Below are 23,360 nucleotides of genomic sequence, written 5' to 3' on the forward strand. Positions count from 1 at the left end.
GACCAGGCCGCCGGGTGCTTCGTTCATCATGGAATGGCCGGCACCGGCAAGCACAATCATACGCGTGCTGCAGCCCGTCTTTTCAAGCGAATCGGATAAGGGTTTTACCGCATCGGCGGGCGTCATGCGGTCGAGTTCGCCGCTGACCAGCAAAGTGGGGCAGTTCCACCCGGGCGGCGGCGGCCAGCCCGTCCTGCCAGGTGTTGCAGGCGTTCAGGTCGCTGGCGAGGACATGCGCGCCCTGCCGGCGCAAGCACTGCAGATTGCTTGCTTCGAACTCGGCGCGGCGGGCTTCGCCCATGACTTCGGCCGGCGCGAAGGAGAACTTGTTGATCAGCGCGAAGGCGCGCTCGGGTTCGTTCTGCGCGGCATCGAGCAGGAAGGAGGAAACCGGCATCGGCGCACTGCAGCCGACCAGCGCGAGCCGGTCGACGCGTGCCGGCGCCTGGCCGGCGGCGGCGAGTGCGACCAGCGAGCCCATGCTGTGGCCGCACAGCCGGATGCGCTCGTGCCCGAGCGCAGCGGCGAGGGCGAGCACCCAGCGGGCCATGGCGTCGATGTCGGGCAGCGGGCTGCCGCCGGAGCCGCCGTGGCCGGGCAGATCGGGGACGAGCGCGCGCTCGCCGTGCGCGGCGAGTCCGGCGGCGACCTCGTTCCACACGGTGTGGTCGTGGCCCGCGCCATGGATGAGCAGCCAGGGCGGTGCAGCCGAAGCGCCGGCGGGTGCGTTTTCATGGAGGGCGACGGGCTGGCCCTGGAGTTCGAATTCTTTCATCGGCGATCCGTGTGGCAGGAGGGGGAAGTCGGGGCGCGGCGGCGGTTCAGGCGCGCTCGTCCGGTTCCAGCAGGCGTTCGATGGCGCTCATGCGGTCCTTGAGGATCAGCTTGCGCTTCTTCAGCCGGCGCAGCATCAGTTCGTCGCCCAGCGGCAACTGCGCCAGGCGGGTGATCGCATCGTCCAGATCCTGGTGCTCGATGCGCAGCTCGTCGAGCCGGCGGTGCAGGCTGGTGGCATCTTCGAAGGTTTCGTCGCTCATGATCGATCCGCGGACTGGTGGAGGATGGGAAGGGCCGGGCAGAGGCTGTGCCGATGGTATGCGCAGGGCCGTGCGCTGACAACCGTGCGCCCGGCCGGACTGCCTCTGCCGGCACAATTCTTTATCATTCCCCGCTTGCCGGCTTCATGGGAGAAGGACGAGGTGAACAAGGCGTTCGTGAAGGAAAACGACGGCGGCGACGATGACGAGGAGCAACTCGCGCCCGCGCTGCGCCTGCCGGCGGGCAGCAAGAACTACATGACGCGGCGCGGCTACGACGCGCTGCGTGCCGAACTCGACCAGCTCGTGCGCATCGAGCGGCCCAAGCTGGTCGAGACCGTGGCCTGGGCGGCGGGCAACGGCGACCGCTCGGAGAACGGCGACTACATCTACGGCAAGAAGCGGCTGCGCGAGATCGATCGCCGCATCCGCTTCCTGATCAAGCGCATCGAGAACGCCGAGGTGGTCGATCCGGAGCGGCAGCAGGACCTGGAGCAGGTGTTCTTCGGTGCGACGGTGACCTTCTGCGATCTCGATACCGACGAGGAGCAGACCTGGCAGATCGTCGGCGTGGATGAGGCGGATGCCGCCCAGGGCCGCATCAGTTGGATCGCGCCGCTGGCGCGCGCGGTGCTGAAGGCCCGGGTGGGAGACGTGGTGCGTTTCCAGAGCCCGGCCGGCATGCGCGAGATCGAAGTGGTGGAGATTCGCTATGTCTGAATGAGCGTTCGCCGCGGCGATGCGGCGTTTTCCTGCGTCCGGCTCAAGGATTCCAGCGCGGTGCCGAAAATGCGGTTGTTGGCCTGCTGCGCTGCGTCCGGTTTCCGTGCCCGATGCGTACCGTGCAGCCTGTCACGGATACTGCGCCTCGACGATGCGTTTTCGGTGGAAGTTTGATTTTTCCGCTTACGGAGGCGGGCGAAAGCCCTCAATCTGGCCGAGGTCATGGTGGTACCACGGTGTTCCGTTGGTGCCGGATCTTCAGGGGGAAAGGAAAATGTCGCTCAAATCGATACCGGTTGCACGCCGGCTGATGCTGGTGCTGGCGATTGCACTCGCGGGTCTGATCGTGTTGGTGCTGGATGCCTTGTACGAGGAGCATGCCGCGGTGGAGGCGGGTTATCAGCGCTCGGTCAAGGGGGCAGTCGAGCTGGCGCATGGCATCGTGGCCCACTTCCATGGGCTGGAGCAGTCGCAGGCCATGAGCCGCGACCAGGCGCAGAGTGCGGCGAAGGCGGCGCTCAAGGAACTGCGCTACGAGGGCAACGAGTATTTCTGGGTCAATGACAGCGCGACGGTGGTCGTCATGCACCCGGTTCGTCCCGATCTGGAAGGGAAGAGCATGAGCGATCAGCGCGATGCCGCGGGCAAGTACATGTTCCGTGAGTTCGCGCGCGTGGCGACCGAGTCCGGCGAAGGCGCCGTCGATTATCTATGGCCGCGCCCGGGCTCGGATGCGCCCCAGCCCAAGGCCTCCTACGTGAAGATGTTCAAGCCCTGGGACTGGATCGTGGGGACGGGCGTCTACGTCGATGACATCGAGCACGAGTTCAATGCCGCGATGCTGCGCTTCGGCAGCATCGCGGCGGTCGTGCTGGCGTTGCTGATCGTCGTTTCGTGGCGCGTCGTCCGCAGCGTGACGGGCCAGCTCGGCGGCGAGCCGGCGTATGCGAACGAGATCATGCACAAGGCGTCCGACGGCGATCTGCGCGTGGATGTCGCGGTGAAGGGCGGGGCGGACAGCCTGCTGGGCTCGCTGTCCTCGATGCTGGACAGGCTGCGCCGCATGGTGGGCGAGATCACCCAGAGTTCGCGGCAGGTGGCAGAGCGTTCGCACGAGATATCGGAGGTGTCGCGCGCGGTATCGAAGGCGTCCGAAAGCCAGACCGATGCGACGGCGTCGATTGCCGCGGCGATCGAGGAGATGACCGTCAGCATCGGCCAGATCACCGAGAATGCAATGGGCGCCGAGCGCAATTCGGCGCATTCCGCCGAGCTGGCGAACCAGGGGGCGGTGAAGGCGGAGCGTGCCGCGGGCGAGATGGAGGTGATTGCCGGCACCGTGGAAGAAGCCACGGGAAGAATCCAGCATCTGGTCAAGCGCGCCGACGAAGTGGGGGCCATCGCCGGCGTGATCAAGGAGATTGCGGCGCAGACCAACCTGCTGGCACTGAACGCGGCGATCGAGGCCGCGCGTGCCGGCGAGCAGGGCCGCGGCTTTGCCGTGGTGGCCGACGAGGTGCGCAAGCTGGCCGAGCGCACCAGCACCGCGACGGTGCAGATCGAGCAGGACATCGCCGGCATCCAGACCGAGACGCATGGCACGGTGGACGCGATGTCGCGCGTCTCGACGCAGGTGGGGAGCGGCATGGCGCTGGTGCTCGATGTGACGGGCTCCTTGCGCGAGATCGCCGCCGGGGCGGTCGAAGCCCTGGGCCAGATCCGCGGCGTGGCCGGGGCCACGGCCGAGCAGCGCGCGGCAGCGACGGCGATCGCGCAGGAGGTCGAACAGATCGCGCAGATGGTCGAGGGTACCAACGTGTCGATGCGTTCGGCGGTGACGGCGGTCGAGCAACTGGAGCAGCTGTCTGCCGGCCTGAGCGAACTGGTGGGGCGCTTCAAAGTGTGATTCGCCGCGCGAGGCCCGGGCAGACTTGAAATCCGGTCTGCCCGTCCCCACCTGAGGCTCCGTTCGAATAACCCAGACGGAGCCTCAGCAACATGTCCGAAGCGCAAACCGCCTCCTCCCAGACGTTCAACTCCCAGACCCTCAACTTCCAGGCCGAGGTGAAGCAGCTGCTTCACCTGATGATCCATTCGCTGTATTCCAACCGCGAGATCTTCCTGCGCGAGCTGGTCTCGAACGCATCGGACGCCTGCGACAAGCTGCGCTTCGAGGCGCTCGACAACGGCGCGCTGTACGAGGACGACGCCGAACTGAAGATCCGCATCGGCTTCGATGCCGAAGCGAAGACCATCACCATCGCCGACAACGGCATCGGCATGAGCCGCGACGAAGCCATCGCTCACCTCGGCACCATCGCCAAGTCGGGCACGCGCGAATTCTTCGGCAAGCTCACCGGCGACCAGCAGAAGGACGCCAACCTGATCGGCCAGTTCGGTGTCGGCTTCTATTCCGCCTTCCTCGTCGCCGACCGCGTCACCGTGCTGACCCGCCGCGCCGGCCTGCCGGCGGGCGAAGGCGTCAAATGGGAATGCTCGATGGCCGGCGACGAAGCCGGCGCCTACACCGTCGAGCAGATCGACAGGCCCGGCCGCGGCACCGAGATCACCCTGCACCTGCGCGAAGGCCAGGACGACCTGCTGTCGTCGTGGAAGCTGAAGAGCCTGATTCGCAAGTACTCCGATCACATCGTGCAGCCGATCGTGATGCAAAAGGAGGAATGGAACGAGGAGCAGGGCAAGCAGGTGCCGACCGACGAGGACGAGACCGTCAACCAGGCCAGCGCGCTGTGGAGCCGGTCGAAGAACGACATCAGCGACGACGAGTACAAGGCTTTCTACAAGCACGTCGCGCACGACTTCGACGAGCCGCTGGCATGGACCCATTCGCGCGTCGAAGGCCGCCACGAATACACCAATCTGCTCTACGTGCCGAAGAACGCCCCCTTCGACCTGTGGGACCGCAACGCCCGCCACGGCATCAAGCTGTACGTGAAGCGCGTGTTCATCATGGACGATGCCGAAAAGCTGATGCCGACCTACCTGCGCTTCATCCGCGGCGTGGTCGACTCGGCCGACCTGCCGCTCAACGTGTCGCGCGAGATCCTGCAGGAATCCAAGGACATCGACACCATTCGCGCCGGCTGCACCAAGAAGGTGCTGACCATGCTCGAAAGCCTGGCCAACAGCGAGGACGAGGCCGACAAGGAGAAGTACGCCACGTTCTGGAAGGCCTTCGGCAAGGTGCTGAAGGAAGGCGTGGGCGAGGACTTCGCCAACAAGGAAAAAGTCGCCGGCCTGCTGCGCTTCGCCTCGACCCAGCTCGATACCGCCGACGAGGTGGTGTCGCTCGCCGACTACATCGGCCGCATGAAGGAAGGCCAGGACAAGATCTACTACGTCACCGCCGAAACCTTCAACGCCGCCAAGAACAGCCCGCACCTGGAGGTCTTCCGCAAGAAGGGCATCGAAGTGCTGCTGCTGTCCGACCGCGTCGATGAATGGGTGACCGGCAACCTCAGCGAGTTCGACGGCAAGCCGCTGGTGTCGGTGGCCAAGGGCGGCCTGGATCTGGGCGCGCTGGAAGACGAGGCCGAGAAGAAGGAAGCCGAAAAGGCCGCCGATGAGTACAAGGAACTGCTCGACAAGATGAAGGCCAGCCTGGGCGAGCGCGTTAAGGACGTCAAGGTCACGCTGCGCCTGACCGATTCGCCCGCCTGCCTGGTGGCCGACGAGCACGACCTGGGCATGAACCTGGCCCGCATCCTGAAGGCGGCCGGCCAGGACGCGCCGGTGTCGAAGCCTATCCTCGAGATCAACCCCAGCCATCCGGCGGTGCTGCGCCTGAAGTACGAAGACAGGAACTTCGACGACTGGGCCGCGGTGCTGTTCGACCAGGCCCTGCTGGCCGAAGGCGGCACGCTCGACGACCCGGCGACCTTCGTCAAGCGCATCAACCAGTTGATGATGGCGATGAGCGGGAATTGATCTGACCTATAGGCCATAGTGGCCTGGCTGATGCAGAAGCGGCGGGGTTTAGGCTCCGCCGCTTTTTTGTGCGCGCTTGGTCGCTCTTGGATGATTGCGGTCGTCCGTGCCTGATCGCGCGCGCAGCGCTTCGTAGGAGAGACTATCCTCGGCATACGGCCAGCCATAATGCATATAAACCTGTATTCCCTGGTTGGTGCGCAGCAACAGGCCAGCCTGTGTGAGCTTGTCCACCTCACGCTTCGCCGTTCAATGTACCTGCTGACCCTGCGCCTGCGTGGGCATGAAGCCGGTGAAGTGCAGCCAGTTGCCGATGTTGGCCTGGTAGTGCTCGATGAAAGCCTGCATCGTCGGCTTGGCCGCCAGGCGCTCGCTGTTGATGTAGAGATAGAGCGGGCGGGACAACGGCCGGTACTTGCCGTCGCGCACGGTCTCGAGGCTGGGGTAGACCGGCCCTTCGCCGGCATCGACCGCCAGCAGCTTCAACTCGTCCCAATGGCGGTGGTAGGCGCCGATGCCGAAGAAGGCGAGCGCATTCGGTTCGGCGGCGATCGCGGCGGCCAGTTCTTCCTCGTTCTCGCTGGCGGTGTAGTCCTTGCGGCTGGCGCGCGAAGTGCCGGTGATCTCGCTGGTGAAGATGTCGTAGGTGCCGGAGTCCTGGCCGCGGCCGAACAGCTTGACCGGCTGCTCGGGCCAGCCGGCGCGGATGTCGCTCCAGCGCATCACCTTGCCTTCGGCTTCGGGAGACCAGAGCTTGCGCAGCTCGGTGACGGTGATGTCGCTGGCCCAGCGGTTCTGGGGATGGGCGACGATGACGATGGCGTCGGTCGCGACCGGCATGCGCTGGTACTTGATCTGCGCGTCGGCGCAGGCTGCGGCTTCGGTTTCGTCGATCGGGCGGGAGGCGTCGGCGATGTCGATTTCGCCCGCGCAGAACTTGCGGAAGCCGGCGGTGGTGCCGGAGAAGCGGACTTCGATCCGGGCATCGCGCTGCTGGCGTTGAAAGCGGCGGGCGGCTTCGCGCGAGATCGGGTAGACCGTGCTGGAGCCGTCGATGAGGACGGTGTTGGTGTCGGTCTGGCTGGTCTGCGCTTGTGCCGGCAGCACCAGGGCCAGCGCCATGAACAGGCTTGCACGGCCGAACGGCATGGGCTTGGCTTTCATCGCGTCTTCCATTCCTGTTTCAGGCTCTGCCAGAAGGCTTTGAGGCTGCTCACCTTGGTGTCGACCGCGTCGATGTATTGATCGAGATGGTCGATCATTGCGTGTTCCTTGACTGCGTCGTCGTCCTTGTTCAACTCCTGTTCCAGCGCTTCGATGGCCTGGCGCAGTTCGCGGATCCGCGATTCGGTCTGTTGCCGTTGGGTGGTTTCCATGTCGATTCCCGAGCTCAGAGTTGGGTGACGCCGATGAGCAGCAGCGGCAGCACGAAGAACAGACCGCCGATGTAGGCGACGACGTAGAGCTTGCTCTTCTGGGCCAGCTCGGCCAGGCCCACGGCCATTGCCGGCGGGACGCCGCGCAGGAAGGGCAGGCCGTAGATGATCAGGACGCCGATCATGTTGAACAGCAGATGCACCAGCGCGATCTGCATCGCCAGCACCGAATTCGGCCCGCTGACCGCGGTGGCTGCCAGCACTGCGGTGACGCAGGTGCCGATGTTGGTGCCCAGGGTGAAGGGATAGACCTGCTTCAGCGAGAACACGCCGGTGCCGGCCAGCGGCACGATCAGCGCCGTCGTCGTCGAGGAGGACTGCACCAGCACGGTGATCGCGCAGCCCGAGGCCATGCCGCTGATCGGGCCGCGGCCGACGCTGGCGTGCATGATGTCCTTGGCGCGGCCGACCATGACCTTGCGCAACACCTTGCCGATGGCGGTGACGACGAACAGGATCAGGCCGACGCCGATCAGGATCAGCGCGATGCCGGCGACCACTTGGCCGCCCGGCAGCCAACTGACGGAAGTGTCGAGCACTTCGCTTATCGGTGCCAGCAGGGTTTTCATGAAATTGACGCTCTTCATGTCGACGCTGCTGCCGCCGGAGACGAACTGTGCCAGCACGCCCGACATGCGTTCGAGCGGGTGGAAGAGGATTTCGAGCGGCAGCAGGATGGCGACGGCGACGATGTTGAAGGCGTCATGCACGGTCGCGGCCGAGAAGGCGCGGCGGAATTCCTCGCCGTTGCGCACGTGACCCAGGGCGACCAGGGTGCTGGTCAGCGAGGTGCCGATGTTGGCGCCCATCACCAAAGGAATGGCAATGCTGACGGGCAGGCCGCCGGCGACCATGCCGACCACGATCGAGGTGACCGTGCTCGAGCTCTGGATCAGGGCCGTTGCCACCAGGCCGATCATCAGGCCGACGAAGGGGTTGCTGGCAAAGCCGAACAACTCCCTGGCGTTGTCGCCGGTGGCCAGCTTGAAGCCGTCGCCGATTGCGCCGACCGCGCCCAGCAGCAGGTAGATCAGCCCGGCGACGATCATCCATGAAAGCCAGTTGCCGCCGGACTCCGTCTGTCGACTGCCGGGTAGGTTGATTGCCTGTGTCGTCATGTCGCACCGCTTCCGTATCGCGAAAGCGCGCAGTCTATTGACGGCAGATGACAGCTTTATTGCAGTGCAGCAGACGATGCTCCGAGCGACGATGCCGGGCTGGTGTCACGCAATCGACACAATCGGCTTGTAGCCTGCCGTCTTCCTGCAAACGAATACTTCAGCCAATCATGGAAGACCGCGCCGATTTCAACCGCAACGAACAAGTCCTGCGCAGCATCGGGCTCGACGTCATCGACAGCTACGACGAGGAGCTCGAACAGGAAATCGACGACATGCGCCTGGGCGACGCCAGCGTGCTCGAAGCCCTGGGCATCGACGACGATGCGCCCGCGGGCGAGCTGGGCCGGCGTACCTATTTCCGCGAACTGCTGCGGCTGCAGGGCGAACTGGTCAAGCTGCAGGACTGGGTGCAGCGCAGTGGAGAAAAGGTGGTCGTGATCTTCGAAGGCCGCGATTCGGCGGGCAAGGGCGGCGTCATCAAGCGCATCACCCAGCGCCTGAACCCCCGCGTGTGCCGCGTGGCCGCACTGCCTGCGCCCAACGACCGCGAACGCACGCAGTGGTATTTCCAGCGCTACGTGTCGCATCTGCCCGCCGGCGGCGAGATCGTGCTGTTCGACCGCAGCTGGTACAACCGTGCCGGCGTCGAGCGCGTGATGGGCTTCTGCGACGAGGAGCAGTACGAAGAGTTCTTCCGCTCGGTGCCGGAGTTCGAGCGCATGCTGGTGCGCTCGGGCATCCGCCTGATCAAGTACTGGTTCTCGATCACCGACGACGAGCAGGAGGCGCGCTTCCTGGCCCGCATCCACGACCCGCTCAAGCAGTGGAAACTGAGCCCGATGGACGTGGAGTCGCGCCGCCGCTGGGAGGCCTACACCAAGGCCAAGGAAACCATGATCGAGCGGACGCATATCCCCGAGGCGCCGTGGTGGGTGGTGCAGGCGGTGGACAAGAAGAAGGCGCGGCTGAACTGCATCAACCATCTGCTGGGGCAGATTCCCTACGAGGCCATTCCGTATCCCGAAGTCAAGCTGCCGCCGCGTGTCTACAACCCCGACTACATCCGCAATCCCGTGCCCGACGACATGTACGTGCCGGAACGCTACTGAGGGGTAGGCGTCCAGCGGCCGCCTCCTTGGCGGGAGGAGCCACCTGGACGAGGTTGCTGTCGGCCGTCAGACGGGTTCCATGCCGTTGCGGCGCTTGGTGTCGTCGGCTGCCGGCGACTGGAGGAAGGCGAGCAATTCGCCCACGGCCTCGGGTTCGGCACAGGTTTGCGGAACGCCGGCAGAGAAGAGGGTGACGATCTGGATGTCGGCCGGCAGCGGGCCGAGCACGTCGATGCCTTCGAGGTGCATCAGTTCACTCAATTGCTGGAAGCCGAGTTCGACTTCGCCCTTGGCGACCAGCGAGCCGACCGGCACGCCCGGCGGCGCCTGCACGATGCGGTCGGCGATCTCCGTGGCGATACCCCAGCGTTCGAACAGCTTGGCCAGCGCCACGCCGCTCGGCCCGGTCGAGTAGCTGACCGTGCGCGCAGCCAGTACGGCGCGGCGCAAGGCATCCTCGTTGCCGATGTCGGGGTGGGGCGCGCCTGCGCGTACGGCGACGGCTACGCCGGATTTCGCCAGGTCGCTGCGGCTGCCCCGGATGCGGCCGGACGCGATCAGCTTGTCGATGGCGTTGGAGGCCAGCACGACGAGGTCGAAGGCTTCGCCGGCGTCGACACGCTTGGCGGCGTCGACACCGCCCACCGACTCGACGACGACGCGATGGGGAGAAAGCTGGTGAAAGGCGTCCATCAGGTCGGAGAGGATCTGACGGGTGGCCATGGACGAGATGACTTTGATCTGGGCTGCCATGCAGCGGTCTCCGGAAAGTGCAGTGTTCTGGACGGCCCGCGATCGCGGGCGCCTGGATTAGACCATAACTCGTGTGCCGTGCGATGCATGCTTGCCTTCCGGAACACCGGGGTCGCAATCGGGGTAAACGATGCTTGTACGGGCCGGCGGCGGACGGAAAATTGCCGAACTATAAAAAAAGATATAAGCTGATGAGCAAGAACCATCACGCCCTCGCGACAGTCGCGGCGGCGACCTCCCGGAACGGAACATGAGCGAGTTCATCCTCGAAACGAGCGGCCTGACGAAGGAGTTCAAGGGCTTCGTCGCCGTGTCGAATGTCGACCTGAAAGTGCAGAAGGGGCATATCCACGCCCTGATCGGCCCCAATGGCGCGGGCAAGACCACGGTCTTCAATCTGCTGACCAAGTTCCTGCCGCCGACTTCGGGCACCATCCGCTTCGAGGGCCAGGACATCACCCGCGAGGCGCCGGTCGCCACCGCCCGGCGCGGCATGGTGCGCTCGTTCCAGATCTCGGCGACCTTTCCCAACCTGACGGTGCTCGAGAACGTGCGCATCGGCCTGCAGCGCTCGCTGGGCACCGAGTTCCACTTCTGGCGTTCGAAGAAGTCGCTCAGCGTGCTCGACGACCGGGCGATGGAGCTGCTCGAGTCGGTCGACCTGGCCGGTTTCGCCGATACGGTCACGGCCGAGATGCCCTACGGCCGCAAGCGTGCGCTGGAGATCGCCACCACGCTGGCGCTCGAGCCCAAGATGATGCTGCTCGACGAACCCACCCAGGGCATGGGCAGCGAGGACATCGCGCGCGTGGTGGAACTGATCCGCAAGGTGTCGGCCAACCGGACCATCCTGATGGTGGAGCACAACCTGTCGGTGGTCGCCAACCTGTGCGACCGCATCACCGTGCTCACCCGAGGCAGCATCCTGGCCGAAGGGCCTTATGCCGAGGTGTCGAAGAACCCGAAGGTGCTCGAAGCCTACGTCGGCTCCGACGACATCAACGACGCCCACCACTGATCCGTTGCGAACGCAGACATGACCAGCGCTTTCCATCCCCACCCCGAAATGCTGCGGATCCAGGATCTGCATGCCTTCTACGGCGAATCGCACATCCTGCACGGCATCGACCTGCAGGTGGCGCGCGGCGAATGCGTGACCCTGCTCGGGCGCAACGGCTCGGGCCGGTCGACGACGCTGAAGTCCATCCTCGGCCTGGTCGGACGCCGCAGCGGCTCGATCATGGTCAATGGCAAGGAAGTCATTGCCGAGCCGACGCACCGCATGGCGCGCTACGGCGTCGGCTACGTGCCCGAGGAGCGGGCGATCTTTTCTTCGCTGTCGTGCGAGGAAAACCTGATGTTGCCGCCGCAGGTGGCCAGCGGCGGCATGTCGGTGGACGAGATCTACGACATGTTCCCCAACCTGCTCGAGCGCCGCAACAGCCCCGGCACCAAGCTGTCGGGCGGCGAGCAGCAGATGCTGGCGATGGCGCGGGTGCTGCGCACCGGGGCCAAGCTGCTGCTGCTCGACGAGATCACCGAAGGGCTGGCGCCGGTCATCGTCAAGAAGCTGGGCGAAGTCATCGTCGAGCTGAAGTCGCGCGGCTTCACGATCGTGCTGGTCGAGCAGAATTTCCGCTTCGCCGCGCCGCTGGCCGACCGCCATTACGTGCTCGAGCACGGGGAAATCATTGCCACCATCAGTGCCGAGGAACTGCCCGGCCGCATGGACTGGCTGCACCAGACGCTTGGGGTCTGAGCGGGATGCCGCGCAGCCCTGCGTATCACAACCGAGAAGGAAGAGACGGGAGATCATGATGCAGATGAAGAAGCTGACGACCCTGGCCTGCGCGGCCGCCTTTGCAACGCTGTCCGGTGCCGCGAGTGCGCAGATTTCCGGCAACACGGTGAAGATCGCCGTGCTGACCGACATGTCGGGCACTTACTCCGACGTGGCCGGGCCGGGCGCGGTGCTCGCCACCCAGATGGCGATCGACGACTTCATCGCCGAGGCCAAGCCGGCGTTCAAGGTCGAGATGGTGTCCGCCGACCACCAGAACAAGGCCGACATCGCATCGAACAGGGCGCGCCAGTGGTTCGAGCGCGACGGCGTCGACACCGTGACCGAACTGGTGACGACTTCCACTGCGCTGGCGGTGATGAAGATCGCCAAGGAAATGGACCGCGTCGCGCTGATGAGCGGCCCGGCGTCCACGCCGATCACCAACGAGCAGTGCAACGACCGCACCGTGCATTACACCTACGACACCTATTCGCTGGCCAACGGTACGGCCAAGGCGGTGACGCAGCAGGGCGGCAAGAACTGGTTCTTCCTGACCGCCGACTACGCCTTCGGCCAGTCGCTGGAAAAGGATTCGTCGGCGGTCGTCGTCGCCAACGGCGGCAAGGTGCTGGGTTCGGTGCGCCATCCCTTCCCGGCCTCCGATTTCTCGTCCTTCCTGCTGCAGGCGCAGGCTTCGGGCGCGCAGATCATCGGCCTCGCCAACGCCGGTGCCGACACCACCAATGCGATCAAGCAGGCCGCCGAGTTCGGCATCACGCCCAAGCAGCAACTGGCCGGCCTGCTGATGTTCATCTCCGACGTGCATTCGCTGGGCTTGCAGAACGCCCAGACCATGTACCTGACCACCGGCTTCTACTGGGATTTCGACGATGACACCCGGGCCTGGTCGAAGCGCTTCTTCGACAAGCACAAGAAGATGCCGACGATGGTGCAGGCGGGCCAGTACTCGTCGGTGCTGCACTACCTGCGCGCGGTCAATGCCGTCGGCTCGGACGACGCGGGCAAGGTCATGGAGCAGATGAAGAAGACGCCGATCAACGACTTCTTCGCCAAGAACGGCCGCATCCGCGAGGATGGCCGCATGGTGCACGACATGTATCTGGCGCAGGTCAAGACGCCGGCCGAGTCGAAGGGGCCGTGGGACTACTACCACATCCGCGCGACGATTCCGGCCGAGGAAGCCTTCCTGCCCTTGTCCGAATCGGTCTGCCCGCTGGTGAAGAAGTGATCTGATCGCGGAAAGAACCGCACTTCGCTGCGCACCGGGACGGCTTGGCCGTTCCGGTGCGGGAGTCTCGTATGGAAATATTCGGTGTCCCCAGCGCGCTGCTCGGCAGCCAGTTGCTCGTCGGGCTGATCAACGGCTCGTTCTACGCCATCCTCAGCCTCGGCCTGGCGATCATCTTCGGCCTGCTCAACATCATCAACTTCGCTCACGGCGCGCAGTACATGATGGGGGCGTTCGTCGCCTGGATCGCGCTGACCAAGTTCGGCGTCAATTACTGGGTGGCGCTGCTGCTGTCGCCGATCATCATCGGCGCCCTGGGCGTGGTGATCGAGCGCACGATGCTGCGCAAGCTGTACAAGCTGGACCATCTCTACGGCCTGCTGCTGACCTTCGGCCTGGCGCTGATCTTCGAAGGCCTGTTCCGCGACCAGTACGGCATCTCCGGTCAGTCCTATCCGGTGCCTGAACTGCTGCAAGGGGGCATCAACCTCGGCTTCATGTTCCTGCCGATCTATCGCGGCTGGGTCGTGGTGGCGGCATTGACGGTGTGCTTCGGCACCTGGTTCGTCATCGAGAAGACCAAGCTCGGCGCCTATCTGCGCGCCGGAACCGAGAACCCGCAGATCGTGCAGGCGCTCGGCATCAACGTGCCGCTGCTGATCACCTTCACCTACGGCTTCGGCGTCGCGCTGGCGGCCTTCGCCGGGGTGCTGGCGGCGCCGGTCTACCAGGTGAATCCGCTGATGGGGGCCAACCTGATCATCGTTGTGTTCGCCGTGGTGGTGATCGGCGGCATGGGTTCGATCATGGGCTCCATCCTGACCGGCCTCGGCCTCGGCCTGATCGAGGGCCTGACACGGGTGTTCTACCCCGAGGCTTCGGCGGTGGTGGTGTTCGTGATCATGGTGATCGTGCTGCTGGTGCGGCCGGCCGGGCTGTTCGGCAAGGCGGCTTGAGCGAACCGGGGAAAAGAGACAGATGAACAATACGAATTCGATGTTCGCCCGGGCCATGCCGCTGCTGTTCGGCGTGCTGTTCGTGATCGGGCTGGTGGCGCCGTTCGCGGTATATCCGACCTTTCTGATGAAGATCCTGTGCTTCGGCTTGTTCGCCTGCGCGTTCAACCTGCTGCTGGGCTTCGTCGGGCTGCTGTCCTTCGGCCATGCGGCCTTTCTCGGCAGCGCGGGCTATATCTGCGGCATGCTGGTGCGCGATCTCGGCGTGACGCCCGAAGTCGGCGTCATCGGCGGCACGCTGGCGGCGGGGGCGCTGGGCTGGGTGTTCGGCGTGCTGGCGATCCGGCGTACCGGCATCTACTTCGCCATGATCACGCTGGCGCTGTCACAGATGGTGTATTTCATCGTGCTGCAGTGGAAGGCGACCGGCGGCGAGGACGGCCTGCAGGGTGTGCCGCGCGGCCACCTGTTCGGCATCATCGACCTGTCGAACAACATCGCCATGTACTACTTCGTCTTCGCGGTGTTCTGCATCGGCTTCGCGATCATCTACCGCGCCATCCATTCGCCCTTCGGCCAGATCCTGAAGGCGATCCGCGAGAACGAGCCGCGCGCGGTGTCGCTCGGCTACGACGTGGCCAAGTTCAAGCTGCTGGCCTTCGTGCTGTCGGCCTCGCTCGCCGGCCTGGCCGGCGCGACCAAGACCCTGGTGTTCCAGCTCGCGTCGCTGACCGACGTGCATTGGCACATGTCGGGCGAAGTGGTGCTGATGACCCTGCTCGGCGGCCTGGGCACCATTCTCGGCCCGCTGGTCGGCGCAGCCACTATCGTGTCGCTGCAGACCGAACTGGCCGATTCGGTGGGCTCGTGGGTCACCGTCATCATGGGCGTGATCTTCGTCGTCTGCGTGCTGCTGTTCCGCCGCGGCATCGTCGGCGAACTGCAGGCGCTGATCCAGCGCGCGGGTATCCGCTAAGCGTTTTTGGCCGGGGCGGCGGGAGACGCCCGCCCCTCGGCACGCCGCAGCATCGGGTAGGCGAGGGCGTGGTAGAGCGGTATCGGCGCCACCGAGCGCGAGACGCCGTGGGCGACCACGGCGGTCGCCATCAGCGGCAGCAGCATCTCGTGGTTGGCGGTCATTTCCATGACGATGACGAAGGACGTGATCGGGGTCTGCGTCATTGCCGCGAGGAAGGCCACCATGCCGAGCACCATGATGGCGGCGTCGATCTCGGTTCCGCCCGGCAGCAGCACCGCGATGTCAGAACCCAGGCCGGCGCCGACCGCGAGCGCGGGGGCGAAGATGCCGCCCGGAATGCGTGACACGAAAGCCAGCCAGATCACGGCCAGCTTGACCAGGAAGAACAGCATCGGCAGCGCCGCCGAACCTTCCAGCGCAGCCTTCGATTCGGCGTAGCCCGTACCATAGGTGATGCCGCCGCTGGCCAGGCCGATGATGCCCGTCGCCAGGCCGCAGGCTGCGGCGAAGGCCACCGGGCGCGACTGTGCGAACACGCCGAGCCGGCCCGGCAGGCCGCGCACCGAGGCGATCAGCAGGCGCGAGAAACCGCCGCCCAGCAAACCGCCGGCGATGCCGCAGGCCAGCACCGGCCAGATGCCGTCGGGCCAGCTCAGCGCCGCCGGGGTGCGGCCGAAATAGGTGTAGTTGCCCAGTACCGCCAGCGACATCAGGCCGGCGAAGATCACCGCGGTCAGCGTGGTGCTGTTGGCGTTGAACACCCGGTGGCGGCACATTTCCTCGATCGCGAACATGATGCCGCCCAGCGGGGTGTTGAACGCCGCCGCGATGCCCGCGCCGCTGCCGGCGACGATCAGATCCCGGCTGGAGGCGATGCGCCGGTGCCGGCGTTTCGCCAGCAGGTGCATCACCGAGGCGCCGACCTGCACCGACGGCCCTTCGCGGCCGATCGAGGCGCCCGACAGCAGGCCGCCCAGCGTCAGCACCACCTTGGCCAGCGCGATCCGCAGCGACAGGAACTGCCGCCGCACCCTGCGATCGTCCGACAGCGACGCGGCAATGGCCTGGGGAATGCCGCTGCCCTCGGTGCCCGGAAACAGCCTGCGCGAAACCCACGCCACTGCGGCAAAGCCGGCCGGTGCCACCAGCAGCGTCAGCCAGGGGCGCTCCTGCATGAAGTGGGCATGCGCTTCGATCGCCATGTCGGCGCCGAGTGCGAAGCCGATCGCGATCAGGCCGGCGAACAGGGCCGCGCCGACCAGCAGCAGGCGCTTGTGCCAGCGCCGCATCGAGAGCCAGGGCAGGGCGTAGCGGCGGCCGCCGCGGGCGAGGCTGCGGAGCCGGTTCGAGGAGGATGGGCGATGGGGGTCGGTGGGCGGAGGGGACGGCGGTTTGTCCATGTTCGGGCAGTGGGCGTGGCATGTCGGCTACATGATGCGGCGATGCGACATCCCCACCATGCGGAAGGTGGACGATACCGCTACCATGCGGGCGCGAACATGCGGTTTTGCGGTAATTTTGACAATACTGATTCAGGCAAATATAGTTGGAGCGATAAATCAAATGGCGGAAACGCAACAGAAGACAAAGAAACCCGCACCCCCGGCGACACCGCTGTCCGTCCTCCAGCGTTTCAGGGTTCTGATCCGCACGGCCCAGCGGCACTCTCAGTGGATCGAGCGCCAGAGCGGAGTGACCGGGGCGCAATTGTGGGTCTTGCAGGAATTGATCGAATCGCCGGGTTTGCGCGTCGGGGAACTGGCCAAGCGGATGGCGCTGCATCAGTCGACGGCGTCCAACATGGTGGACCGCCTCGAAACCAGCGGTCTGATCCGCAAGGAGCGTACCAGCGCCGATCAGCGCGTAGTGAGGCTGTACCTGACCGACGAAGGGCAGGCCATGCTCGGGCGGGCGCCGTCGCCGGCGAGGGGCGTGCTGGTCGAAGGGCTTCGCCTGCTCGACGTGGAAGAACTGCAGCGCCTGCAGAACGAGCTGGACGGGCTTCTGTTGCAGATTCGCGACCTGGACGAAGGTTTCGGCATGCAGCCCCTGCCGTTTACCGAATGAGTTTCACTGTGTCGAGGCGCCTGGCGCCGCGGATGCAGACAGCAGCTTGAGCGGCCTTCGGGCCGCTCTTTTTTGGCCGTCGATCCGGCTTCATCCTGCCTGGCGGGTGCCGGAAGCGGATTCGTGCTTTCCAGCCAGCCGGGAGTGGCAGTATATTGCTGCCGTGCACAATCCTATCGACGGGGCTGAATCATGCAGACGACGGCTGTCATCGACCATATCGTCCGGTGGCTGAGGGACTACGCTGTGAAAGCCGGCGTGAATGGCTTCGTGGTGGGCGTATCGGGCGGCATCGATTCCGCGGTGGTTTCCACGCTGGCCGCCAGGACGGGCCTGCAGACGCTGGTGCTGGAAATGCCGATTCGGCAGAAGCAGGACCAGGTCAGCCGCGCCCAGGAACACATCGGGCAGTTGAGAAAGCGTTTCAGCAATGTGGACGAGCAGTGGGTCGACCTGAGCGGCACGTTCGATGCCTTCATCCGTGCCGTCGGCATCGACGATGAGAGCCAGCCGCACACGCATCTGGCGCTGGCCAACGCCCGCAGCCGCCTGCGCATGATCGCGCTGTACTATCACGCCCAGCAGCGCGGCCTGCTGGTGGCGGGAACCGGCAACAAGGTCGAGGACTTCGGCGTCGGCTTCTTCACCAAGTACGGTGATGGCGGCGTGGATATCAGCCCGATCGCCGACTTGCTCAAGACCCAGGTCTATGAACTGGCCAGGGTGCTGGACGTGCCGCAAAGCATCCAGGATGCGGTGCCGACCGATGGTCTGTGGGATACCGACAGAACCGACGAAGAGCAGATGGGCGCCAGCTACCCCGAGCTGGAATGGGCGATGTCGGTATACGACAGCCACCGCGCCGAGGATTTCGACGGCCGCGAACGGGAAGTGTTCGAGATTTACCACCGTCTGCACCGCGCCATGCAGCACAAGATCAATCCGATTCCGGTGTGTGCGATTCCGCCGGAGTTGCTGCGTTGAGCTGAAGAGGCCTCGGCAAGGCAGACGAATGCGCCCGGGGCGGTCCGCTCATACGCGAAGGGAGCGGTCCTGTGCTGTGGATATTGGTGCTTCGCAGCGCCTCGATGGGCGCCTTTGCGGGCAGCTCAATGGACGCTGGTTTTCGAGAACACGTTGAGCACGACGACGCCGGCGACGATGAGGCCGATGCCGATCAGGCCGGCGGCATCGAGCCGCTGGCCGAACATCAGCCAGGCGATGAGCGAGATCAGCGCCACGCCGACGCCGGACCAGATCGCGTAGGCGACGCCCACGGGAATCGACCTGAGCGTCAGCGACAGGAAGAAGAACGACAGGCCGTAGCCGGCCACCGACAAGGCGGAGGGCCACAGCCTGGTGAAGCCATCGCTGGCCTTCAGCGATGAAGTCGCGATCACCTCGGCGACGATGGCGATCGCCAGATACATCCATGTCATGGGTCGTTCCGATCGGCGGAAGGCGGGGGCCCTGCGTCGGGCCCGCCTTCATCCCCTCCGAAGGCTCACCAGAGCTGCCACCACGGCTTGTCGCTCTCGGGGCCGCCGGAGAAATAGACGCTGTCGGGGAAGTTGGCGCGCATCACGCGGTCGGCGTCGTCGCGCAGCTGGGGCATGCCGAGCGCATCGTAGCTCTTGACCAGCAGGAACAGTGCTTCTTCGTTGGCGGGCGCCTGGGGGAAGTTGGCCACCGCCGTCTGGGCGCGGTTGATCGCCGCGACGTAGGCGCCGCGGTTGTAGTAGTAGCGCGCAACGTGGACCTCATGCGCCGCGAGCGAATTGACCAGGTACTGCATGCGCGCCCGGGAGTCGTCCGCATAGCGGCTTTCCGGGAAGCGCGTGACGAGGTCGCGGAAGCTTTCGAAGGCTTCGTGCGCGCCCTTGGGGTCGCGCTCGGACAGGTCCTGGCGCGACAGGCCGGCGAGCAGGCCGAGGTCTTCGTTGAAATTCACCAGGCCCTTCAGATAGTAGACGTAGTCCACGTTCGGGTGGTTGGGGTGAAGCTTGATGAAGCGGTCCGCCGCGGCCAGTGCCAGCGCCTGCTCGCCCTGCTTGTAATACGCGTAGGCGACTTCGATCTGGGCCTGCTGTGCGTAACGACCATAGGGGTAGCGCGCTTCGAGTTTTTCGAACATCTGGATGGCGCGATCGTAGGCGCCTTCGGACATCGAGGTCTTGGCTTCGGAATAGAGCCGCTGGGCGTTCCAGCCGGTCGTCTCGTCGATCTGCTCGGGCAGCAGACCGCAGCCGCCGAGCATCAGCGCGCCGATCAGCGCCGCTTTTCCCGCTACACTTCCAAGGGTGAACCTGGCCATCGAAAAAACTCGCGTGAATGAACGCGTCGATTATATAGCAGCGGACGGGCCGAACCCCGCCACGGTGCAGACGATTCCTGTCGACCTGGCGGGGTTGCGGCTGGACCAGGCGCTCGCCCGGCTTTTCCCCGAGCATTCCCGCAGCCGCTTGCAGGCCTGGCTGAAGGAGGGGCGCATCCGCGTCGATGGCGCGTCGCCCGATGCGCGCAGCAAGGTGCATGGCGGCGAGTGCGTCGAACTCGACCCCGCGCCGGTCCCGACACAGGGGGCCGAACAGGCCGAAGACATCCCGCTGCAGGTGGTGTTCGAAGACGCGCATCTGCTGGTGATCGACAAGCCTGCCGGGCTGGTGGTGCATCCGGGCAGCGGCAACTGGAGCGGAACCCTGCTCAATGCCTTGCTGCATCATGCTCCGGCGGTGGCGGAGGTGCCGCGCGCCGGCATCGTGCATCGGCTGGACAAGGACACCAGCGGGCTGCTGGTGGTGGCGAAGACGCTGCAGGCCCAGACCGATCTGGTCCGCCAGTTGCAGGCGCGTACGGTGAAGCGGCATTACTGGGCCCTGGTGCAGGGGGTGCTGCGTTCGGACGGGAGCGTCGATGCGCCGATCGGACGGCATCCGACGCAGCGCACGCGCATGGCGGTGGTCGGCAACGGGCGGCCGGCGCTGACCCATTACACCGTGGTCGAGCATTTCGCGAAAACGACGCTGGTGGAATGCCGGCTCGAAACGGGGCGCACGCACCAGATCCGGGTGCATATGGCGCATATCGGCCATGCGCTGGTGGGCGATCCGGTCTATGGCGGCCGGCGCTTGCCCGATCCTGCCTGCGAAGGCTTCGTGCGCCAGGCCCTGCATGCTTTCCGGCTCGGCCTGCTGCATCCTGCCAGCGGAGAGTTCATGCAGTGGGAAGTGCCGATGGCAGCCGATTTTGCCGCGCTGCTGCAGCGCGTGAGGGCAGGAGCATGAGCAGCGTGACGAACGGGGCTTTCCCCGGTGTGATCCGGCCCGACTGGAGCACGCCGGCGAACGTGCGGGCCTTGCTGACCACGCGCCTCGGCGGCTGCAGCCTGCCGCCTTATGACGGCTTCAACCTCGGCGAGCACGTCGGCGATGATCCGCAGGCGGTTGCGCGCAATCGGGCGATGCTGCGGGAATTGCTGCCGGCCGAACCCTCATGGCTGTCGCAGGTGCATGGCTGCGCGGTGGCCGAGGCGGGCATACCGGCTTCGGGCATACCGGCTTCGGGTGTGCCGGTAGCGGATGCGGCGGTGGCGCGCGAGCCGGGGCGGGTCTGCGTCGTCATGACGGCCGACTGCCTGCCGGTGCTGTTCTGCGACGACGACGGTTCGGTGGTGGCGGCAGCCCATGCGGGCTGGCGAGGCCTGGCGGGCGGCGTGCTCGAGGCCACGATCGCGAAAATGGCGGTTTCGCCCGCCCGCTTGCGGGCCTGGCTGGGGCCGGCGATTGGCCCCGGCAGCTTCGAGGTCGGCGACGAAGTGCGGGATGCCTTCGTCGCCGTGGATCCGGGCGCTGCGCAGGCCTTCGTTCCGACGCCGGCACCGGGGAAGTGGCTGGCGGACCTGTTCATGCTGGCGCGCAGGCGCCTGCAGGCGGCGGGCGTCGGGCGCATCGAAGGCGGCGGCGTGTGCACGGTGAAGGACGCCGAGCGCTTCTACTCGTACCGCCGGGACCGGCGCACCGGACGCTTCGCCTCCATGGTCTGGCTGGAACCGGCGGCGCAGGCCGTTTTGCGCGGAAAGGAAGCGCTGGGCGAGCGCGAAAAGCGTGCGGGCTATTGATCGGCGTCCGATTCGGCTCTATCGTTGAGCCCTCTCGATTCCCGCTCGCGCTGGCGACGCCGCCGCGTCGGTGTTCCGAACAGCCAGAAGAACAACGCCATTGGAGCAAGACCGAAAAAAATGAAGGTCAACACGCCCCCCACGACCGTGTTTTCGGTAATGCTTGCCAGCAGCGCGACATAAAGCCAGGCGATTGCGATAAGGTACATGGCGCCATTCTACCGCCCGGCACCGCCGGGGTAGTCGGGCGCTGACAATAAGGCAAACCCGGGTGCAGGCACTCTGTTGCCCGTGGATAGAGGAGATAGGAATGTCGGATTCCGCAGGCAGTCAGACGACGGCAGGCATGCAGGCGATGCTGGCTGCTGGCCAGGCCATGGCGCAGAACTTCTTCGATGCGCTGGCGCGCCATCAGGTTGCGATGCAGGATTCTTCAGGCGTCGCAGTGCCCAAGCTGCCGATGCCGGAGTCCGCTGAAATGGCGCGCATGCAGCAGGCGTTCGCCGAGAAGCATGCGGCGCTGTGGTCGTCGATGCTTGCGCGCAAGCCTGGCGGCGAAGCCGCGCCGGTGGTGCAGCCGGAGCCGGGCGATCGCCGCTTCAACGCGCCGGAATGGTCCGAGAGCCCCGTATTCGATTACGTCCGCCAGGCCTATCTGCTGAACGCCGGTTTCCTCAAGGAGATGGCCGACGCGCTGCCGATGGCGGACGGGCGCGCGAAGTCGCGCATCCAGTTCCTGACCCGCCAGTACATCGAGGCGCTGGCGCCGACCAATTTCGCCGCGACCAACCCCGAGTTCATCAAGACCGCGATCGAGACCAAGGGCGAGAGCATCGCGCGCGGCGTGCGCAACATGCTCGGCGACCTCGAGAAGGGGCGCATCTCGATGACCGACGACGAAGCCTTCGAGGTCGGGCGCAATCTCGCGCTGACGCCCGGGTCGGTGATCTTCGAAAACGAGCTGATGCAGCTGATCCAGTACTCGCCGCTGACCGAGAAGGTCGCGCAGGTGCCGCTGCTGATCGTTCCGCCATGCATCAACAAGTTTTACATCATGGATCTCCAGCCGGAGAACTCCCTGGTGCGCTTCATCGTCGAGCAGGGTTTCACGGTGTTCCTGGTGTCGTGGAAGAACCCGCGTCCCGAGACCGGTGGTCACCATACCTGGGACAACTACCTCGAAAAGGGGCCGTTGACGGCGCTCGAGATCGTGCGTTCGGTGACGCGGGTCAAGAAGCCGAACGTGCTCGGCTTCTGCGTCGGCGGCACCTTGCTCACGTCCGCACTGGCGGTGGCGCGTGCCAGGGGCGAGGAGCCGGTCGCCAGCCTGACCTTGATGACGACCCTGCTCGACTTCGCCGACGCCGGCGAGATCGGCTGCCTGGTCGACGAGGCGAGCGTCGCGACCCGCGAGGCCACGATCGGCAAGGGCGGGGTGCTGCGCGGCCAGGAACTGGCCAACGTGTTCTCGTCGCTGCGCGCGAACGACCTGATCTGGCAGTATGTCGTCGGCAACTACCTGAAGGGCAACAAACCGCAGGCTTTCGACCTGTTGTACTGGAACTCCGATTCGACTAACCTGCCCGGCCCCTTCCTGGCCTGGTACCTGCGCAACATGTATCTCGAGAACAACCTGCGCGTGCCGGGCAAGCTCAAGATGCTGGGCGAAAAGGTCGACCTGGCGAAGGTGGACATGCCGGCCTACCTGATGGCCGCGCGCGAGGACCACATTGTGCCGTGGAAGAGTGCCTATCTGGCGCGTAACCTGCTGGGCGGCGACACGACTTTCGTGCTCGGGGCCAGCGGCCACATCGCCGGGGCGATCAATCCGGCTTCGAAGAACCGCCGCAGCTACTGGACTTCCGATGCCCGCCCGACCGATCCGGACGAGTGGCTGGAGCAGGCCGGCGAGCAGAAGGGCAGCTGGTGGTTGCACTGGAGCGAATGGCTGAGGCAGCATGGCGGCAAGCAGGTCGCCGCGCGCGGCCGTCTGGGCAGTACCAAGTACGAGCCGATCGAACCCGCGCCGGGACGCTACGTGAAGGAGCGTGCCTGAGCGTTGATCAACGGGACCGCAGTGAG

Annotated in this window: 25 protein-coding genes; 14 read left to right on the plus strand and 11 right to left on the minus strand. The window is 65.6% G+C overall.

The window, feature by feature from the left end:
- Positions 1-82: 82 nt before the first annotated feature.
- Positions 83-775: an alpha/beta fold hydrolase gene (locus tag AAFL97_RS06340; RefSeq protein WP_341644210.1), complete on the minus strand. Its 693-nt coding sequence runs from the start codon at positions 773-775 to the stop codon at positions 83-85.
- Positions 776-821: 46 nt separating this feature from the next.
- Positions 822-1,037, minus strand: a complete 216-nt coding sequence (locus AAFL97_RS06345; RefSeq protein ID WP_263461346.1) for a YdcH family protein — start codon at positions 1,035-1,037, stop codon at positions 822-824.
- A gap of 162 nt (positions 1,038-1,199) precedes the next feature.
- Here AAFL97_RS06345 and greB point away from each other — a divergent pair, with 162 nt between their 5' ends.
- The 3 genes from greB (at position 1,200) to htpG (ending at position 5,708) form a co-directional block, all read left to right on the plus strand.
- Positions 1,200-1,757, plus strand: coding sequence for a transcription elongation factor GreB (greB, locus tag AAFL97_RS06350; protein ID WP_341644211.1), 558 nt, complete (start codon positions 1,200-1,202; stop codon positions 1,755-1,757).
- 277 nt (positions 1,758-2,034) lie between these two features.
- Positions 2,035-3,666, plus strand: coding sequence for a methyl-accepting chemotaxis protein (locus AAFL97_RS06355; RefSeq protein ID WP_341644212.1), 1,632 nt, complete (start codon positions 2,035-2,037; stop codon positions 3,664-3,666).
- Between the two features lie 92 nt (positions 3,667-3,758).
- Entirely contained in the window at positions 3,759-5,708 is a 1,950-nt protein-coding gene (gene htpG / locus AAFL97_RS06360) for a molecular chaperone HtpG (protein ID WP_341644213.1), read from the plus strand.
- A gap of 48 nt (positions 5,709-5,756) precedes the next feature.
- Here htpG and AAFL97_RS06365 read toward each other — a convergent pair whose 3' ends face one another.
- From AAFL97_RS06365 to AAFL97_RS06380, 4 genes are read right to left on the minus strand one after another with little or no spacing between them, the layout of a single operon-like run.
- Entirely contained in the window at positions 5,757-5,942 is a 186-nt protein-coding gene (locus AAFL97_RS06365) for a hypothetical protein (protein WP_341644214.1), read from the minus strand.
- Between the two features lie 15 nt (positions 5,943-5,957).
- Positions 5,958-6,872 (minus strand): PstS family phosphate ABC transporter substrate-binding protein, encoded by a 915-nt coding sequence (locus AAFL97_RS06370; protein WP_341644215.1) that lies wholly within the window; start codon positions 6,870-6,872, stop codon positions 5,958-5,960.
- Positions 6,869-7,084 carry a hypothetical protein gene (locus AAFL97_RS06375; protein ID WP_341644216.1) on the minus strand — a complete coding sequence of 72 codons (216 nt, stop codon included), beginning with the start codon at positions 7,082-7,084 and terminating at the stop codon, positions 6,869-6,871. Before AAFL97_RS06375 ends, AAFL97_RS06370 begins: the two co-directional genes overlap by 4 nt.
- A gap of 14 nt (positions 7,085-7,098) precedes the next feature.
- The gene (locus tag AAFL97_RS06380) at positions 7,099-8,262 is read right to left on the minus strand and encodes a Na/Pi symporter (RefSeq protein WP_341644217.1); all 1,164 of its coding nucleotides are present in this window, start codon (positions 8,260-8,262) and stop codon (positions 7,099-7,101) included.
- 170 nt (positions 8,263-8,432) lie between these two features.
- Between AAFL97_RS06380 and ppk2 the strand changes: the two genes are divergently transcribed.
- Positions 8,433-9,374, plus strand: coding sequence for a polyphosphate kinase 2 (ppk2, locus tag AAFL97_RS06385; RefSeq protein ID WP_341644218.1), 942 nt, complete (start codon positions 8,433-8,435; stop codon positions 9,372-9,374).
- Positions 9,375-9,440: 66 nt separating this feature from the next.
- Here the strand turns inward: ppk2 and AAFL97_RS06390 are convergent, their stop codons facing one another.
- Entirely contained in the window at positions 9,441-10,127 is a 687-nt protein-coding gene (locus tag AAFL97_RS06390; RefSeq protein ID WP_341644219.1) for a substrate-binding domain-containing protein, read from the minus strand.
- Between the two features lie 250 nt (positions 10,128-10,377).
- Here AAFL97_RS06390 and AAFL97_RS06395 point away from each other — a divergent pair, with 250 nt between their 5' ends.
- From AAFL97_RS06395 to AAFL97_RS06415, 5 genes are all read left to right on the plus strand, one after another.
- A complete protein-coding gene (locus AAFL97_RS06395) occupies positions 10,378-11,145 on the plus strand; it encodes an ABC transporter ATP-binding protein (RefSeq protein WP_068639598.1) in 768 nt (255 codons plus the stop codon).
- Positions 11,146-11,163: 18 nt separating this feature from the next.
- Complete coding sequence (locus AAFL97_RS06400) at positions 11,164-11,886, plus strand: ABC transporter ATP-binding protein (protein WP_341644220.1); 723 nt, start codon at positions 11,164-11,166, stop codon at positions 11,884-11,886.
- Positions 11,887-11,944: 58 nt separating this feature from the next.
- Positions 11,945-13,159 (plus strand): ABC transporter substrate-binding protein, encoded by a 1,215-nt coding sequence (locus AAFL97_RS06405; RefSeq protein WP_341647106.1) that lies wholly within the window; start codon positions 11,945-11,947, stop codon positions 13,157-13,159.
- Between the two features lie 71 nt (positions 13,160-13,230).
- Positions 13,231-14,115 carry a branched-chain amino acid ABC transporter permease gene (locus tag AAFL97_RS06410; protein ID WP_341644221.1) on the plus strand — a complete coding sequence of 295 codons (885 nt, stop codon included), beginning with the start codon at positions 13,231-13,233 and terminating at the stop codon, positions 14,113-14,115.
- A 22-nt stretch (positions 14,116-14,137) separates the two neighbouring features.
- Entirely contained in the window at positions 14,138-15,091 is a 954-nt protein-coding gene (locus tag AAFL97_RS06415) for a branched-chain amino acid ABC transporter permease (protein ID WP_263461355.1), read from the plus strand.
- On the opposite strand, the gene AAFL97_RS06420 is transcribed toward AAFL97_RS06415, so the two are convergent.
- Complete coding sequence (locus AAFL97_RS06420; RefSeq protein ID WP_445954474.1) at positions 15,088-16,494, minus strand: chloride channel protein; 1,407 nt, start codon at positions 16,492-16,494, stop codon at positions 15,088-15,090. The genes AAFL97_RS06415 and AAFL97_RS06420 overlap by 4 nt on opposite strands.
- A gap of 163 nt (positions 16,495-16,657) precedes the next feature.
- Between AAFL97_RS06420 and AAFL97_RS06425 the strand changes: the two genes are divergently transcribed.
- Together AAFL97_RS06425 and nadE are read left to right on the plus strand one after the other, a co-directional pair.
- Entirely contained in the window at positions 16,658-17,161 is a 504-nt protein-coding gene (locus AAFL97_RS06425; protein WP_341644222.1) for a MarR family winged helix-turn-helix transcriptional regulator, read from the plus strand.
- 192 nt (positions 17,162-17,353) lie between these two features.
- Positions 17,354-18,145, plus strand: a complete 792-nt coding sequence (nadE, locus tag AAFL97_RS06430) for an NAD(+) synthase (protein ID WP_341644223.1) — start codon at positions 17,354-17,356, stop codon at positions 18,143-18,145.
- A gap of 125 nt (positions 18,146-18,270) precedes the next feature.
- On the opposite strand, the gene AAFL97_RS06435 is transcribed toward nadE, so the two are convergent.
- Together AAFL97_RS06435 and AAFL97_RS06440 are read right to left on the minus strand one after the other, a co-directional pair.
- Positions 18,271-18,600, minus strand: a complete 330-nt coding sequence (locus AAFL97_RS06435; protein ID WP_263461359.1) for a DMT family transporter — start codon at positions 18,598-18,600, stop codon at positions 18,271-18,273.
- A 65-nt stretch (positions 18,601-18,665) separates the two neighbouring features.
- Positions 18,666-19,475 (minus strand): outer membrane protein assembly factor BamD, encoded by an 810-nt coding sequence (locus tag AAFL97_RS06440; protein WP_341644224.1) that lies wholly within the window; start codon positions 19,473-19,475, stop codon positions 18,666-18,668.
- Between the two features lie 13 nt (positions 19,476-19,488).
- Here AAFL97_RS06440 and rluD point away from each other — a divergent pair, with 13 nt between their 5' ends.
- Both rluD and pgeF read left to right on the plus strand, forming a co-directional pair.
- Positions 19,489-20,445, plus strand: coding sequence for a 23S rRNA pseudouridine(1911/1915/1917) synthase RluD (gene rluD, locus AAFL97_RS06445; protein ID WP_341644225.1), 957 nt, complete (start codon positions 19,489-19,491; stop codon positions 20,443-20,445).
- Positions 20,442-21,278, plus strand: coding sequence for a peptidoglycan editing factor PgeF (gene pgeF, locus AAFL97_RS06450; protein ID WP_341644226.1), 837 nt, complete (start codon positions 20,442-20,444; stop codon positions 21,276-21,278). The genes rluD and pgeF overlap by 4 nt, the downstream gene beginning before the upstream one ends.
- Here the strand turns inward: pgeF and AAFL97_RS06455 are convergent.
- Positions 21,272-21,487, minus strand: coding sequence for a hypothetical protein (locus AAFL97_RS06455; protein ID WP_068637007.1), 216 nt, complete (start codon positions 21,485-21,487; stop codon positions 21,272-21,274). The genes pgeF and AAFL97_RS06455 overlap by 7 nt on opposite strands.
- Before the next feature lie 101 nt (positions 21,488-21,588).
- On the opposite strand from AAFL97_RS06455, the gene AAFL97_RS06460 reads away from it, so the two are divergent.
- Positions 21,589-23,334 carry a PHA/PHB synthase family protein gene (locus tag AAFL97_RS06460; protein WP_341644227.1) on the plus strand — a complete coding sequence of 582 codons (1,746 nt, stop codon included), beginning with the start codon at positions 21,589-21,591 and terminating at the stop codon, positions 23,332-23,334.
- Positions 23,335-23,360 lie beyond the last annotated feature (26 nt).

Source organism: Thauera sp. SDU_THAU2 (genome assembly GCF_038260575.1).
GTDB lineage: Bacteria > Pseudomonadota > Gammaproteobacteria > Burkholderiales > Rhodocyclaceae > Thauera.

Excerpts from the sequence above, each read along its gene's own strand:
- AAFL97_RS06340 (WP_341644210.1), bottom strand. The coding sequence starts at position 775 with ATGAAAGAATTCGAACTCCAGGGCCAGCCCGTCGCCCTCCATGAAAAC.
- AAFL97_RS06345 (WP_263461346.1), bottom strand. The coding sequence starts at position 1,037 with ATGAGCGACGAAACCTTCGAAGATGCCACCAGCCTGCACCGCCGGCTC.
- AAFL97_RS06355 (WP_341644212.1), top strand. The coding sequence starts at position 2,035 with ATGTCGCTCAAATCGATACCGGTTGCACGCCGGCTGATGCTGGTGCTG.
- htpG (WP_341644213.1), top strand. The coding sequence starts at position 3,759 with ATGTCCGAAGCGCAAACCGCCTCCTCCCAGACGTTCAACTCCCAGACC.
- AAFL97_RS06370 (WP_341644215.1), bottom strand. The coding sequence starts at position 6,872 with ATGAAAGCCAAGCCCATGCCGTTCGGCCGTGCAAGCCTGTTCATGGCG.
- AAFL97_RS06375 (WP_341644216.1), bottom strand. The coding sequence starts at position 7,084 with ATGGAAACCACCCAACGGCAACAGACCGAATCGCGGATCCGCGAACTG.
- AAFL97_RS06380 (WP_341644217.1), bottom strand. The coding sequence starts at position 8,262 with ATGACGACACAGGCAATCAACCTACCCGGCAGTCGACAGACGGAGTCC.
- ppk2 (WP_341644218.1), top strand. The coding sequence starts at position 8,433 with ATGGAAGACCGCGCCGATTTCAACCGCAACGAACAAGTCCTGCGCAGC.
- AAFL97_RS06390 (WP_341644219.1), bottom strand. The coding sequence starts at position 10,127 with ATGGCAGCCCAGATCAAAGTCATCTCGTCCATGGCCACCCGTCAGATC.
- AAFL97_RS06395 (WP_068639598.1), top strand. The coding sequence starts at position 10,378 with ATGAGCGAGTTCATCCTCGAAACGAGCGGCCTGACGAAGGAGTTCAAG.
- AAFL97_RS06400 (WP_341644220.1), top strand. The coding sequence starts at position 11,164 with ATGACCAGCGCTTTCCATCCCCACCCCGAAATGCTGCGGATCCAGGAT.
- AAFL97_RS06405 (WP_341647106.1), top strand. The coding sequence starts at position 11,945 with ATGCAGATGAAGAAGCTGACGACCCTGGCCTGCGCGGCCGCCTTTGCA.
- AAFL97_RS06410 (WP_341644221.1), top strand. The coding sequence starts at position 13,231 with ATGGAAATATTCGGTGTCCCCAGCGCGCTGCTCGGCAGCCAGTTGCTC.
- AAFL97_RS06415 (WP_263461355.1), top strand. The coding sequence starts at position 14,138 with ATGAACAATACGAATTCGATGTTCGCCCGGGCCATGCCGCTGCTGTTC.
- AAFL97_RS06420 (WP_445954474.1), bottom strand. The coding sequence starts at position 16,494 with ATGGACAAACCGCCGTCCCCTCCGCCCACCGACCCCCATCGCCCATCC.
- AAFL97_RS06425 (WP_341644222.1), top strand. The coding sequence starts at position 16,658 with ATGGCGGAAACGCAACAGAAGACAAAGAAACCCGCACCCCCGGCGACA.
- nadE (WP_341644223.1), top strand. The coding sequence starts at position 17,354 with ATGCAGACGACGGCTGTCATCGACCATATCGTCCGGTGGCTGAGGGAC.
- AAFL97_RS06435 (WP_263461359.1), bottom strand. The coding sequence starts at position 18,600 with ATGACATGGATGTATCTGGCGATCGCCATCGTCGCCGAGGTGATCGCG.
- AAFL97_RS06440 (WP_341644224.1), bottom strand. The coding sequence starts at position 19,475 with ATGGCCAGGTTCACCCTTGGAAGTGTAGCGGGAAAAGCGGCGCTGATC.
- pgeF (WP_341644226.1), top strand. The coding sequence starts at position 20,442 with ATGAGCAGCGTGACGAACGGGGCTTTCCCCGGTGTGATCCGGCCCGAC.
- AAFL97_RS06455 (WP_068637007.1), bottom strand. The coding sequence starts at position 21,487 with ATGTACCTTATCGCAATCGCCTGGCTTTATGTCGCGCTGCTGGCAAGC.
- AAFL97_RS06460 (WP_341644227.1), top strand. The coding sequence starts at position 21,589 with ATGTCGGATTCCGCAGGCAGTCAGACGACGGCAGGCATGCAGGCGATG.